At 71.6% G+C, this 12,675-nt stretch carries 10 protein-coding genes; 2 read left to right on the top strand and 8 right to left on the bottom strand.

Going from position 1 to position 12,675, the window contains the following annotated elements; genetic code table 11:
- Positions 1 to 30 precede the first annotated feature (30 nt).
- The gene (locus AB0I59_RS30255; RefSeq protein WP_358138320.1) at positions 31 to 771 is read right to left on the bottom strand and encodes a trypsin-like serine protease; all 741 of its coding nucleotides are present in this window, start codon (positions 769 to 771) and stop codon (positions 31 to 33) included.
- Positions 772 to 952: 181 nt separating this feature from the next.
- Positions 953 to 2,143 carry an esterase-like activity of phytase family protein gene (locus AB0I59_RS30250; RefSeq protein WP_061260646.1) on the bottom strand — a complete coding sequence of 397 codons (1,191 nt, stop codon included), beginning with the start codon at positions 2,141 to 2,143 and terminating at the stop codon, positions 953 to 955.
- Positions 2,144 to 2,310: 167 nt separating this feature from the next.
- On the opposite strand from AB0I59_RS30250, the gene AB0I59_RS30245 reads away from it, so the two are divergent.
- Positions 2,311 to 2,721 (top strand): virulence activator alpha C-terminal domain-containing protein, encoded by a 411-nt coding sequence (locus AB0I59_RS30245; RefSeq protein WP_358138317.1) that lies wholly within the window; start codon positions 2,311 to 2,313, stop codon positions 2,719 to 2,721.
- A 172-nt stretch (positions 2,722 to 2,893) separates the two neighbouring features.
- Entirely contained in the window at positions 2,894 to 3,697 is an 804-nt protein-coding gene (locus AB0I59_RS30240; RefSeq protein ID WP_358138315.1) for a maleylpyruvate isomerase N-terminal domain-containing protein, read from the top strand.
- A gap of 196 nt (positions 3,698 to 3,893) precedes the next feature.
- Here the strand turns inward: AB0I59_RS30240 and AB0I59_RS30235 are convergent, their stop codons facing one another.
- The 6 genes from AB0I59_RS30235 to AB0I59_RS30210 all read right to left on the bottom strand — a co-directional run bounded on the left by AB0I59_RS30235 (position 3,894) and on the right by AB0I59_RS30210 (position 12,438).
- Complete coding sequence (locus AB0I59_RS30235) at positions 3,894 to 4,622, bottom strand: ankyrin repeat domain-containing protein (RefSeq protein WP_061260653.1); 729 nt, start codon at positions 4,620 to 4,622, stop codon at positions 3,894 to 3,896.
- 45 nt (positions 4,623 to 4,667) lie between these two features.
- Positions 4,668 to 5,234: an OmpA family protein gene (locus AB0I59_RS30230; RefSeq protein ID WP_061260655.1), complete on the bottom strand. Its 567-nt coding sequence runs from the start codon at positions 5,232 to 5,234 to the stop codon at positions 4,668 to 4,670.
- The gene (locus AB0I59_RS30225; protein ID WP_358138312.1) at positions 5,218 to 5,889 is read right to left on the bottom strand and encodes a hypothetical protein; all 672 of its coding nucleotides are present in this window, start codon (positions 5,887 to 5,889) and stop codon (positions 5,218 to 5,220) included. The genes AB0I59_RS30230 and AB0I59_RS30225 overlap by 17 nt, the downstream gene beginning before the upstream one ends.
- A gap of 80 nt (positions 5,890 to 5,969) precedes the next feature.
- Positions 5,970 to 8,882 (bottom strand): AfsR/SARP family transcriptional regulator, encoded by a 2,913-nt coding sequence (locus AB0I59_RS30220; protein WP_358138310.1) that lies wholly within the window; start codon positions 8,880 to 8,882, stop codon positions 5,970 to 5,972.
- Positions 8,883 to 8,885: 3 nt separating this feature from the next.
- Complete coding sequence (locus AB0I59_RS30215; protein WP_358138308.1) at positions 8,886 to 10,553, bottom strand: serine/threonine-protein kinase; 1,668 nt, start codon at positions 10,551 to 10,553, stop codon at positions 8,886 to 8,888.
- A gap of 64 nt (positions 10,554 to 10,617) precedes the next feature.
- Positions 10,618 to 12,438 (bottom strand): AfsR/SARP family transcriptional regulator, encoded by a 1,821-nt coding sequence (locus AB0I59_RS30210; RefSeq protein WP_358138306.1) that lies wholly within the window; start codon positions 12,436 to 12,438, stop codon positions 10,618 to 10,620.
- Positions 12,439 to 12,675: the final 237 nt, after the last annotated feature.

The raw sequence follows: 12,675 nt of genomic DNA, 5'->3' as shown, positions 1-12,675 counted from the left end.
GTACGGGCACGGCATGGCGCCCGAGGCGGCTCAGGGAAGAGTGACGAACCTGCCGAGGAACTGCCGGGCGGTGGCGGTGTCCAGGCGGTAGTCCAGGTTGGTCAGCTTGCAGGCGTCGTCGTCTCCGCTGATCGTCGTGGCCACGATCAGGTGGGAGTCGCGTCCTCCCAGGAAGTTGGGGCCGCCCGAGTCGCCGAAGCAGGTGCTGCCGTCCTTCTTGGACTTCATCGACAGCTTGAGCCACCGGGGAGTGAGGGACTTGAACGAGATGGACGTCTGGTTGCGGACGTCGGTGTAGACGTAGTGCGTGCCCTTGGTCGGGTTGAGGGAGCCGTACCCGACGGGGGTGAAGCGCGCCGTCTTGAGGCCCCCGTCGGCCTTGAGCTCGTCGAGCAGGCCCTCGGTCGGCAAGGTGGCGGGAGCGATGTCCGGGACGGGCGTGTCGAAGACGACCACGGCCATGTCATGGCTGTCGGCCTTGTCGCTGTAGCGTGAGTCGGCCACGAATCGACCGGTGTAGACCTTGGCGCCCGGTTTGTAGCGGCTCTCGAAGGAGACGCGAGCGATCTTCTTCCCGTCCTTCCGCTTCTTCACGTCCTCCCCGCAGTGAGCGGCGGTGAGGAAGACCGTCGGCGAGATGAGCGTGCCGGTGCAGAACGACCAGGTGTCGTCACTGTGCGGCTTCTCGGCGATCAGGGCCCCTACTTCAGGGTGATCGGTTCCGTCGGCGGACCCGTTGGTGATGGCGGCCGCCGGGGAAGCGACACCCATCACCAGCAAGGCAGGAATCATGACAAAAGGGACAAAACGCATTCAGGAACTGTAGCGGCCCGTGGTCTTCACTTGACATAGGGCAACAGAAAGATCTACATACAAACCGGTTAAAAAGCGGATGATCTTCCACGGGCGGGCCCGGCCGCCGCCGGTCACCCCGGCGGCGGGAGGCACGAGATCAGGACAGGGCGCGCGGGTCGGCGTGCAGGCGCCGCGAGAGCCGCACGGTGATGAACTCGTTGTCGTCGGCCTTACCGGCGGTCCGGCCGGAGGAGAACGGGAAGTTGTTGTCGTTCAGGAGGGCCAGGGTCTGGTCGTCCAGCAGGGCGATGTCCTCGATCGTCTGGAACGGGAAGCGGAAGGTCGGCCCGAAGCCGCCGATCCCCTTCGGGTTGGCGAGATCGAGCAGGTCGGCGACGAGGGTCTTGTCCAGCTTCCCGTCATGGTCGCGGTCCCGCGTGTCGGCGAGGTAGACACGCTTGAACGCGGCGGCGTCGCCCTGCGCGTTGTCCCTCTCGATGATCAGGAACCGGTGGCCGTCCACCGAGATGGCGTCACCGATGGCGTTCGACGGCGATTCGAGCTGATAGGTCCAGCGCCGCTTGGTGTAGGCGCCCTTGCGCACGTCGAACTCGTACATCCGGAGGGTTCCCGCCTCGTCCCCGGTGACGGTTCCTTCGAGGAGCGGATAGAGGCGCTTTCCGTCCACGGACCGGGCCATGCCCTCGAAGCCCTTGCTGCTGCCGAGGTTCGGGTTTCCCCCGTTGAGGTACGGGTTCTCCGGCGCCTTCACGCCGGGCAGCTCGACCGGGGCACTGAGCAGCTTTCCGGTGGCCGAGAAGTGCAGCAGGAACGGGCCGAACTCGTCACCGATCCACAGTGTGCCGTCCTTGGCCCGCACGATCGACTCCACGTCGAAGTCGGCCCCCGTGAGCACCCGGTCCTGCCTGGTCAGCGGGAACGTGATGTGCTTGCCGGGATCGCTCAAGTTGAACCCGCCGAGGACCTTCACCTTGCCGGTCGAGACGTCGGGTTTGATGTGGTGGACGCGCAGCAGGAAGTCCGCGCTGTTGGCCTTCGCTCCGTATCCGTTGTCGGAGAGCACGTCGAAGGTGCCGTCACCCCGGCGTACGACACCGCTGAACCCCTGGACGGGCTGTCCCGCGAACGGGGCGGCGATCCCGTTGAACGGCCCCGCCCCGATCGCCGATCCGGACGGCTCACTGCCCGGCACGAACGTCTCCGCCGGAAGCACGGCGAATCCGGTCAGCGTGGCCCGGCCGAAGGTGTCGGCGGGGGTGGCGGAGGCGGGCTGCGCGAGCCCGAAGGTCAAGGCGGCGGCACCGACGATCGTCAAAATTCGTTTCATGGGGCGCACGTTAGAGATGCCAGGTGACCGGACATCCAACGCGAACCAGACGGGATGTGACCGCGTCCGGACAAGGACGTCCGCCGGTAGACGGAGTGCCAGTTGTGGATCTGCGCGGTAGCGTCCGCATTTGACCACAACGGACATCGGATGGCGCAGGGGGACCTGTGAACGACGTCATCGGGCAGGCGATGTCGGCCCTGATCCCGGTGGAGCGGAGCGCGGTGAACTGGTTCGCGGACACCGCGTACTGCGCTGGGTCGAGGCCGGCGCGGGCGGTCCGACGGTTCCGCGACGAGTTGATGGTCAAGGTCCAAGCCGTGGACGTCGGCGCCATCGAGGCCGTGCGAGCCGCCGTCGAGGAACGCATGCTCTGGGCCCAAGCCAAGATCGCCCGATACGAACGGCTGCGCTCCCGCTTACTGAACGGCCACAGCGAGGAGGAGTACCTGGCTCTCGCCGAGCGCGTCGGCCCCTACCTGACCCTGATGCGCGGCCTGGCCTTCGAACGCGAGAACCACCAGTGGGGCGAGTGGGCCCTGGCCGTACTGAATCGGCGGTCGGCCGCCACCACGTGAAGCCCCCGAACGCGACTCCGCCGCACCTCGCCATGGCTACGGAAGCAAATGATCGCCTGGCGTTCCATTCGCGTATTCGACACCCGCCATGCACCCGCCGTGGCGGCTGTGCCGGCTGTGCCGACTGCGAAAATCGACGGCGGTTGTCCCGGCGTGATGGTAGACATCCAGCGTGGCGAAGACTCTTGAGTTCCCCGTTCTTTTGCGGCTGATCGACGAACGGTCGGTCGCCTTCCGGGCCGCGGTCTCCGCCGCGCCCAGCCTCGACGCGCAGGTGCCGACCTGCCCCGAGTGGACGCTGATCGATCTAGTGCACCATCTGGGCGGGGTGCACCGCTTCTGGGCTGCCACCGTCGCCGCAGGGCCTGCCGATGCTCCCCCGGCCAAGACCGCGTCGGAGGGCGCGCCGGCTGCGCCCCGGGAGCGCGAGGCCCTACTGGCCTGGTCGGTCGAGTCGACGGAGCAGTTGCTGAGCGCACTGCGCGAGGCCGGCCCGGATGCCGGTTGCTGGACGTGGTGGGGTGCGTCGGAGTCGCCGCAGAGCTCCGGTGCCGTCGCCCGGCACCAAGTCCAGGAGATCGCTGTGCACACCTACGACGCCCAGATCACCCTGGGTACCCCGCAGCCGCTGCCGGACGAAGCGGCACTCGACGGTGTCGACGAGTTCCTGTCCACTTGCTGCGCATGGACAAGCGCCTGGCCGCACAAGCCCGCTGCCGTCGACTTCCACGCCATAGAGGGCCACTCCTGGCGCCTCTCGCTCTCCGGCGACGGCGCACGGACCACCCGTCTCCCGACGCCCGGCACAATGCCTGACACCGTTGCCGACGAGGACCCGGACGCGGCCGCCGCCTCCGCCCGGGGCACGGCCAGTGAGCTGGTCCTCACCCTGTACGGCCGGATTCCGGTGGACTCCCTGCAACTCCACGGCGACCGGCATCTCTTCGACCTGCTCCAGGCCTGGGAGCCTGAGTAGGACGTGACGACGCGCCACCGCGCGCGCCCCGAGGGCGTGTCGGTTCCCGCCGGTTGGCGTGACAGCGACCACCCGCTCCCACAGGTCGTCCGGAACAAGATCAGCACGCACGCGGACACCCCGCCGACCACGACCGTCGAGCACGAGACCCGCGGCTCGACTCATTCTGAAACGATCAGTTGAAGGGCACACCTCGTCAGCGCGTCTCGCTCGCCGACCTGGCGCCTTGGGCGCGCAGCCACTCGGCCAGATCGTCGGCACCGGAGCGGCGGGCGGCGTCCAGCGGGGTGAGGCTGTCATAGCCGACCCAGTCGAGATCGCCGCCCATCGCGAGGAGGTGCTCGGCGCTCTCGCGCTGCCCGCCGTGGCAGGCGCACCACAGTGCGGTGGTCAGAGCGTCACGGCCGGGCCGGGGCTCCGCCCGGGTGATCCGGCGGACGCGGTCCATGAGCCCGAGCGACGCGGCCTGCCACAGGTTCGTCACCGCACCGCGCTCGACGAGCCGTCTGGCGGCGTTCCACTGCCCGAACGCGACCGCGTCGGCCAGCGGCGTGCCGCCGTCGACGACGGAGCCGGGGGCCTCGATGTCGGCGCCGCGGTCGAGCAGCGCGTCCACGACCGGGACGTCGTCGTTGCTCGCCGCCCAATGCAGCGGGGTCTCGGTGTGCGGGCCGGCGAACCGGCCGTTGACGTCGGCCCCCGCCTCCACCAGCACCGCGACCGTACGCGGTCCGCCCGGGTGGTGGCCGGGCCAGTCGGTCGCCACGTGCAGCAGTGTCCGCGACATGCCCTCCGCCGACCGGAGCCGGACGGCGGCCAGGTCGGGATGCTCGTCCAGAAGCCGCCGCAACTCGTGCACCGCGCCGGTGCGGATCGCCTCCACCGCCGCGACCGCGACCGGGTCCTCGCTGTCCAGGTACGCCATGGACACCATCCTCGCCCGACCGGCCGACAGAACACTCGGAGGTCACTACCTGGCGGTGAAGACGATCTCCACTCGCCGGTTCCTGGCGCGGTTCTCCTCGACGGGCCTGCCGTCGACGACGTTGGGCAACTTGGGCTTGGTCTCGCCGAAGCCTCTGACCTGGAAGGTCACGCCGGACAGTGTCGCCTGGAGCACCTGCCGTACGGCCTGCGCCCGCCTGAGAGACAGCACGTTGTTGTAGGCGTCGGTGCCCTGGTCGTCGGTGTGGCCCTCGACCCTGACCACCCCGCCCGCTGACTCGGCCTGGACCTTCGCGGCGATCTGCCGCAGGCGCGCCTTCGCCTTGGCCGTCAGCACGGCCTTGTCGAGCGCGAACAGCACGTCGCTGGTGAGCGCCACGGTGACCTGCTCGCCCTGCTTCGACTCGCTCTCGGCGCCGTCGAGCGACTCCACCTCGGCGTTGATGTCCTCGACGGGGGCCACGATCTCCTCCACCCCGGCCGTGGCGTCCAGCGGATCCGCCCACGCGACGGTCGCGGGACCGGCCATGGGACCGGCGACCAGCGCGACCGCGAGCGCCAGGACGACGAGGCGCTCAGGAGATCGGGACATCGGTGAACACACCCAGGACCTTGAGATCCACGTTGATCTTCGTGACGTCCGGCGGCGGGGCGGCGAACGTGGCGTGCAGCGGCAGAACCTCACCGGACTCGGTGAACACGTCGTAGTCCGAGCACAGGCACTTGGCCTTGGGATAGGCCCCCGTGCGCGCGACGGTGTACCGCTTGCCGTTGGCCGGATCGACCAGGCTGATCCCCGCCACGGTCAGGCCGAGGCCGGCGGGGGTGTCGCCCATGCCACTGCTCATCTGCCAGCGCGCGTCGCCCTTGTTGGTGACCGTCAGGGTCAACGTGGAGAGCCGGCCCTGCCGCTTGAGTCCGGTGATCTCCACGGTCAGGTCGGCGCCGCCGGCCTTGACCTCCCTGCTGGCGATCACCGTGCCCTGCTCGGCGGGCGCGCTCGCCTGCCCGTCGGGTGCGGCGTCACCGCCGGCGGCGTCCCCGGAACCGCCGCCGTCATCACCGGTGGAGCCGTCCGAACCGGTGGCGTCGACGGAGTCGGCGGCCTGCTTCCCCTGCGAGACCGGCTGCTTCTCCTCACCACTGCCACCCTGTTGCCCGGGAAGCATCCCGCAGCCGGTCAGCACGCCCGCCAGCGCCGCCGTGAGCAGATATCCGGCCGCCTTCGGCGTGTTCCCTCTTCGCATCCCGTCTTCCACCTCTGCCTGTCGCGAATCGAACCCGGGTTCGACCGTAGGCGGGCCACCTTCAGAATCCGCATAGCGCGCTATATGCGCAGGCCACGCCGCCGTGACGCCTCGTTCGCCAGCTCCTGGGCCCCGGTCAGGCCGGGTCTGTCACCAAGCGCGGCAAACTCTCCCACAGCACGCGTTACGGCATCAACTGCCCCATCTATCTCATCCAGGTCCAGCAGCGCCCCGGCCAGGGTCAGCGACGCCCACGCGACGCCTCTGCGGTCCCCGTACTCGCCGAACGTCCCGAGCGCCTTCTCGGCGGCCGCGCGGGCGGCGTCGGGCCTGCCCTCCGCCATGGCCACCCGCGCCAGGACCACCAGTCCCCCGGCCTCGGGCAGCCGGTCCCCCAGCCGCCGTACCAGGCCGAGGCCGCGTTCGGCCCACGTACGCGCCTCGGACGGCCGCCGCCGGTCCAGACAGAGCCCGGCGAGATCGAGCGAGACCGCCGCCTCCCCGCGCGGGTCGCCCAGCTCGCGGTAGACCTCAAGGCTTCTGACGAGCAGGTCCTCCGCCCGCCGCACGCCGCCGAGGGCGCGCAGCGCGTCGGCTCTGCCGCGCCGGTCGGCCGCCGCCGAGAACGCGGCCAGACAGGCCACGAAACAGGCTTCCGCCTCCGCCGGCCGCCCCTGGGCGAGATGGACCAGACCGAGCCGGTGCCGGGTACGGGCCACCTCGCCCACCTCCGCCAGCGGAAGCGCTCGCTGGAGGGCGTCGGCGGCTTCGGAAAGGCGGCCCTCCATGCGGTGCAGGTCGGCCAGCGACCGCAGCAGCAACGCCTCGCCGTGGCGGTGGCCCATCCGCCGCGCCGCCCGCAGGCCGAGCTCCGCCGTCGTACGCCAGTCCTCGCGGTGCGCGCCGAGCTCGAAGAAGGGCGTCAGATAGAAGGCCAGCCGCCACGCCGCCTCGTCCAGCCCGGCTCGCTCGAAGTCGCCGACGGTGGCGACCAGGAAGCCCCGCTCTGCGGCCAGCCAGCGGGCCGACTCCCTGAGCTGCGTCGTCTCCAGGGCCGCCGCCTGCTCCGCCGTACGGACCAGGGTCTGGCCGGAACCCGGCTCGGCGGGCAGGAGCATCGTCCTGGCCCGCCGGGTACGGTCGAGGATCTCCCGGGCGGCCGCGGCGAGCACCTGGGCGGGCGGGCCCTCCTCCGCGACCAGACGCTCGGCGGCGTAGAGCCTGGTGAGGTCGTGCCGGCCGTACCGCTCCCGGCCGGCCGCGTCGAGCCCGCGCGCCTGCAGCAGGCCGGCCTCGGCCAGCGCCTCCAGCGGCCCGTCGGCGGGTTCGCCGAGGACGGCGGCGGCCGCCCACGGAGCGAAGTCGGGCGCGGACAGCGCGCCCAGCCGGCGCAGCAGCAGGCGTTCCCGGTCCGAGAGCGCACGGTAGCCGAGCGCCAGGCTGCCGCGCACGGCCAGATCGCCCGCGCTGAGCTCGTCGAGGCGGCCGTGCTCGTCGTCAAGGCGTCCCGCGAGGTACTCCAGCGTCCAGTTCGGCCGCCGCGCCAGCCGGGATCCGGCGATCCTGAGCGCGAGCGGCAGCCCGCCGCACAACTCCGCGATCCTCGCCGCCGCCTCGGGCTCCGCGCGTACCCGTCGCTCCCCCACGACCCTGGCCAGCATCGCCACCGACTCGCCCGGTGCGAACACGTCGAGCTCCCAGGCGCGCGCCGCCTCCAGGCCGGACAGCGGCGAGCGGCTGGTCACCAGCGTCAGGCAGCCGGAGCCGGTGGGCAGCAGCGGGCGCACCTGGGCCTCGTCGGCCGCGTCGTCCAGCACCACGAGCAGTCGCCGCCCGCTCACCATGCTGCGATAGAGGCGGACCCGCTCGGCCAGGTCGGCGGGCACGGCACCCTGCGGGCAGCCGAGCGAGCGCAGCAGGTCCTCCAGCACGGCGCCCGGCGGCCTGGCCGCGAGCGAGGCGTGCAGCCGTCCGTCGGGGAAGTCGAGCGCGGTGGCCGCGTGGACCGCCACCGCGGACTTGCCCGCACCCGCCGGGCCGTGCAGCACCAGGTGGACGGGCGCGGTCCCTGCCGCGGGCACGGACCGGCGGATCCAGTCCAGTACGCGCTCGCGTCCGGTGAAGTCGGCGACATCAGGCGGCGTCTCGTTCGGCACGGCCCGCGCGCCGTCCGGCATGTGCGGCGAACTCGGGATGTGCGGCGAGTGCGCCGAGCTTGGCGCGTTCGGCGTGTTCCGCACGTTCGGCATGTTCGCCATGTTCGGCGAGGGGGCCTCTCCGGCCAGCACGCGCGCGTGCGCCTCCCGCAGCTCCGCACCGGGTTCGAGGCCGAGCTCGTCGACCAGCAGCCGCCGCGCCTCCTGGTACGCGGTGAGCGCCTCCGACCTTCGACCCGCCTGGTTGAGCGCCAGCAGGAGCTGCCCCCACGCCCGTTCGCGCAGCGGGTGCGCGGTCACGTGCGCGCGCAGCTCCCCCGCCACCTCCGCGCCACGGCCGAGCGCCAGGTCCAGCTCGACGCGCTCTTCCAGCGCGGTCAGCCGAAGCTCCTCCAGCGGTACGGCATGCGCCCGCCGCAGCTCGGCCGAGTCGATGCCGGCCAGCGCGGGTCCCCGCCACAGCCCCAGGGCGGCGCGCAGGTCGTCGGCCGCACGGACGATCCTGCCCGCGTCCCTGGCCCGCCTGGCCGCGGTCACCAGGCCCTCGAACCTGTACGCGTCCACCTGGTCGGGATCGACGTCGAGAAGGTAGCCGCCGGGCACGGTGCGGATCCCGTCGACCACCTTGCGCAAGGCGCTCACGTACACGCGCAGCACCGGCTCGGCCGAGGCGGGCGGCTCGTCGCCCCACACCTCGGCGATCAGCCGGTCGACGGTGAGCAGCCGACCCGGCCGCAGCAGCAGGGCGGCCAGCAGCGCACGGTGCTTGGGCGGTCCGGGCGTCAGATCACGGTCGCCCGCGAGGACCTGGAGCGGGCCGAGCACGCCGAACCGCACCGCTCAGCCCTTCGCCGCGCGTAGCTCGAACGTGCGGAACCTGACCTGGACGGGCTGCGCCGTGTCCGGGGCCGCGTACACGCCGACGGCTCCCGGGCTGTAGGGGCCGCTCGTGTCGGCGGCCTCGCTCACCAGGTCGTCGTTGAGCCACATGCTCAGGGCGACCTTCTCGCCCCGCTGTACGCACTGGGCGACGACCCGGTTCTCCGCCGACTTCCTCACCTGGACGGGGCCGTGCAGGACGGTGCTCCGCCCGCCGTGCCGCTTACTGATCGACGCCTCGCCCGAGCCGGTGACCGCGAACTCGTAGCGGTCGCCGGTGACCGAGTCTCCGTGGCACCACACGCCGAACTCGCCCGAGCCCCGCTCCAGCCGCACCCTGGAGCTGATCACGATGCCTTCGGCGGACTCGCCCGAGAAGGGGGCCGACTTCCACAACCGCCAGCCGGCGTTCGCGGTCAGCACGTAGCCGCCGCCGTCCTGCTCGCTCCGGCCGCCCTCGGACGCGCCGACGGCCCAGGCGTCGGCGAAGTCCGCGCGGTAGGGCAGGGCCGTCGTGCCGAGGCCGGTGTAGACGGCCCACCCGCCGGCCAGGACCGCGGCGAGCGCGACGCCGCCCGCCACGACGCCCACGACCCGGGGCCACCGTCGCCGGACCTTCGCGGGCCGTGCCTCGGGTCCGGCCGGGCCCGATACGACCGGGCCCGATACGACCGGGCCCGATGCGGCCATGCCGCCGGATACGTTCCGGTCTCCGGGGACGTACAGGTCTCCGGCCGGGGCCGACCCATCGCGCGTGGCGTATCCATCGGGTGGGACAGGACCGGCGGGCGTGCGCGGCCCGGCGGTGCCGGACCAGGTGCGTTCGACGACCTGGGTGGCCGTCGCGGGGGTCGGCCGGCCGCCGACCAGCTCGTCCAACAGCCGCTGCGCGCTCGGCCGCCGCGCCGGGTCCTTGGCCATCGCCCGCTCGACGACGGCGCGCATGCGCTCGTCGAGGCCGTCGAGATTCGGCCCCTCGTTGACGATGCGGTAGAGGACCTCGGACGGCGAGCCGCCGCCGAACGGCAACCGTCCCGTACCGGCGAACGCGATCACCCCGCCCCACGCGTAGACGTCGGCCGCGGGCGTCAGCGGGTCGGCGCGTACCTGCTCGGGTGCCATGAACGCGGGCGTGCCCACGATCGCCTGGCTGGCCAGGCTCTGGTTGTCGACGAGCTGCGCGATGCCGAAGTCGATCACGCGCGGGCCGAGCGGCGACAGCAGCACGTTCGACGGCTTGAGGTCGCGGTGGATCACCCCGGCCCCGTGGATGGCGTGGAGCGCGGTGGCGATCCCGACCGCGAGCGCCTCCAGGTTGCCGCCGGTCAGCGGCCCCTGCTCGCGTACTGCCTGCGCCAGATCCGGCCCCTTCACGTATTCCGTGACGAGGTAGGCGACGCCCTCTTCGATCCCTGCGTCGAGTACCGGAGCCGTGCAGAACCTGGCCACGCTGCGCGCCGCCGTGACCTCGCGATCGAAGCGCCGCCGGAAGGCCGGATCGCGGGCCAGGTGGGGATGGATCACCTTCACCGCGGCCAGGCCGCCGGTCGAGGTGGAGGCGAGGTGCACCACGCCCATGCCGCCCCGGCCCAGCTCACGCCTGAGCACGTATCCGCCGATCACGTTCATCGGAGTCACCTTATGGTCAAAGACCCGAACCACGACAAAGGCCTCAACCTCGGCTTCTCTCAGCTCAGCTCGGGTGGAGGACGAACAGCCGGACCAGGTCGTCGACGCGATAGTGGAACCGGCCGGCCTGACCGGTGTCGACCACCGAGACGAACCGGGCCTCGACCAGGATGCCCAGATGGTCCACGGCGGCGCTGTGGTCCAGGCCGCAGACGGCGGCGACGGTGCCGGTCGTGAACTCGACCCGCCCCAACCTGGCCAGCCGGGTCAGCGTCTGGCGGACGTCCTTTCTCAACCGTGCGTGGCTCTGCACCAGACCGTCCCGTACGGCCAGGTCCGCGACGCTCAACTCGTCCAGCCGGCGATGCTCGTCGCGCAACAGGGCGACCAGGCCGGCGATGGGCCAGTACGGGCGCGCGGCGAGCCGGGCGCCGCAGATGCGCACCGCCAGGGGAAGCCTGTCGCACAGCCGGACCAGCTCGGCCGCGGCGTCGGGTTCCGCGGTCACCCGCTCGTGCCCGACGATGGCCGAGAGGAGCTGGATGGCGTGATCGGTGTCGAACCGGTCGACCTCCACGATCCTCGCGCCGCCGACTCCCACCAGCCGGGTGCGGCCGGTGATGAGGACCGCGCACGCCGGTGAGCCGGGGAGCAGGGGCCGTACCTGCGCCTCGTCCGCGGCGTCGTCGAGGATGACCAGCATGCGACGGCCGCTCACGAGGCTGCGGTACAGGGCCGTGCGCTCGGCCGGGTCGTCAGGTACGGCGTTCTTGCCGACTCCGAGCGCCCGCAGGAACCGCCCGAGCACGCGGATCGGGGATTCGGGCATGGGCGCACGACCGCGCAGGTCGGCGTAGAGCTGGCCGTCGGTGTACGCGGACATCAGCCGGTGGGCGATGTGCACGGCGACGGCGGTCTTGCCCGCTCCGGCGGGACCGGTGATCGCCGCGACCAGCGCGGTCGTCCTGGTCGAGTCGTCGAGCACCCCGTCCAGGTGGTCGAGGAGCACGGCGACCGCCTTGGCGCGTCCCGTGAAGTCGGCGATGTCGGGAGGGGTCTGACGGGGGACCACCTGATGTCCCCGCCCCATGCCACTGGGCCGCTCGAACCCGCCGGGCGACGGAAGGTCCTGGTTGAGCACGCTCAGATAGGCGTTCTGCGCGTCCGCGCTGGGCGCGACGCCCAGCTCCTCGGCCAGCCGGGTTCTCAACCTCTCGTACTCCATGAGGGCCTCCGCGGGCCGGCCGCAGGCGGCGTGCAACTCGATCAGGCGTGTGTGCAGCGGCTCGTCGAACGGCCGCGCCCGCGCCAGGGCGCGGGCCCTCGGCAGGACCAGTTCGGGCATCTGGACCGAGATGGCGAGTGTGGCCAGCCGCTGCACGCACGTGGCGTGCTCGTCTTCCAGAGCGCGGATCGCCGACTCCTCCCGCACCCCCTCGGGGAAGCCGTCAAGCACGGAGCCGTGCCAGAGTTCGAGAGCGCCCACCAGGGCGGCGAGCCGCTGGTGCGGGTCTCCTCCCGCGGTCTCGACGTCGGCGGCCAGCGCGGCGCGGAAGCGTGCGGCGTCGAGGAACCGGTCCGGCAGCCGGAGCCGGTAGCCGCCGCCGACGTGCTCGATCTCGGCGACCGCGGCCGCCTTGTCTCGCAACCAGGAGCGCAGTCGCGACACGGCCGTGCGCAGGGCGATCGTGCTGCCGACGCCGTGGCCCCACACCTGTTCCAGGAGCCGCCCCTCGGGAACGACCTCGCCGTTGTGCAGCAGCAGGACGGCGAGCAGCATGCGCGGATGGCGCGCCGGCAACGCCAACGTGATCCCTTCCACGCGGACCTGGAGCGGTCCGAGAACCTGGAAGTCGTACGCGGGAACGATTTTGTCGACGATCATGCCGGTTCCCTCGCCTGAGCCACTCGCGGATCATCACGAAAGATCACACCAGAGCCGCAATAACCGCAATTGCGGACACAGCAATCATACGGCCAATGATCGGCAATGTCTGACCTTTAACGTCCAGGTGTCGACAAGTCGCGAGTCATCTCTGTCTGCGCAACACCGTGATGGGCGGAACCGATTTGGTGGGCAACGTGCGAGAATTCCGGTGACGCAACACACCGTAGTCGATCA

This window comes from Microtetraspora glauca (genome assembly GCF_040656155.1).
Lineage (GTDB): Bacteria > Actinomycetota > Actinomycetes > Streptosporangiales > Streptosporangiaceae > Microtetraspora > Microtetraspora glauca.
This window is presented reverse-complemented; position numbering and strand designations above follow the sequence as displayed.

Excerpts from the sequence above, each read along its gene's own strand:
- AB0I59_RS30235 (WP_061260653.1), bottom strand. The coding sequence starts at position 4,622 with ATGGCGTACCTGGACAGCGAGGACCCGGTCGCGGTCGCGGCGGTGGAG.
- AB0I59_RS30255 (WP_358138320.1), bottom strand. The coding sequence starts at position 771 with ATGGGTGTCGCTTCCCCGGCGGCCGCCATCACCAACGGGTCCGCCGAC.
- AB0I59_RS30225 (WP_358138312.1), bottom strand. The coding sequence starts at position 5,889 with ATGCGAAGAGGGAACACGCCGAAGGCGGCCGGATATCTGCTCACGGCG.
- AB0I59_RS30230 (WP_061260655.1), bottom strand. The coding sequence starts at position 5,234 with ATGTCCCGATCTCCTGAGCGCCTCGTCGTCCTGGCGCTCGCGGTCGCG.
- AB0I59_RS30210 (WP_358138306.1), bottom strand. The coding sequence starts at position 12,438 with ATGATCGTCGACAAAATCGTTCCCGCGTACGACTTCCAGGTTCTCGGA.
- AB0I59_RS30215 (WP_358138308.1), bottom strand. The coding sequence starts at position 10,553 with ATGAACGTGATCGGCGGATACGTGCTCAGGCGTGAGCTGGGCCGGGGC.
- AB0I59_RS30250 (WP_061260646.1), bottom strand. The coding sequence starts at position 2,143 with ATGAAACGAATTTTGACGATCGTCGGTGCCGCCGCCTTGACCTTCGGG.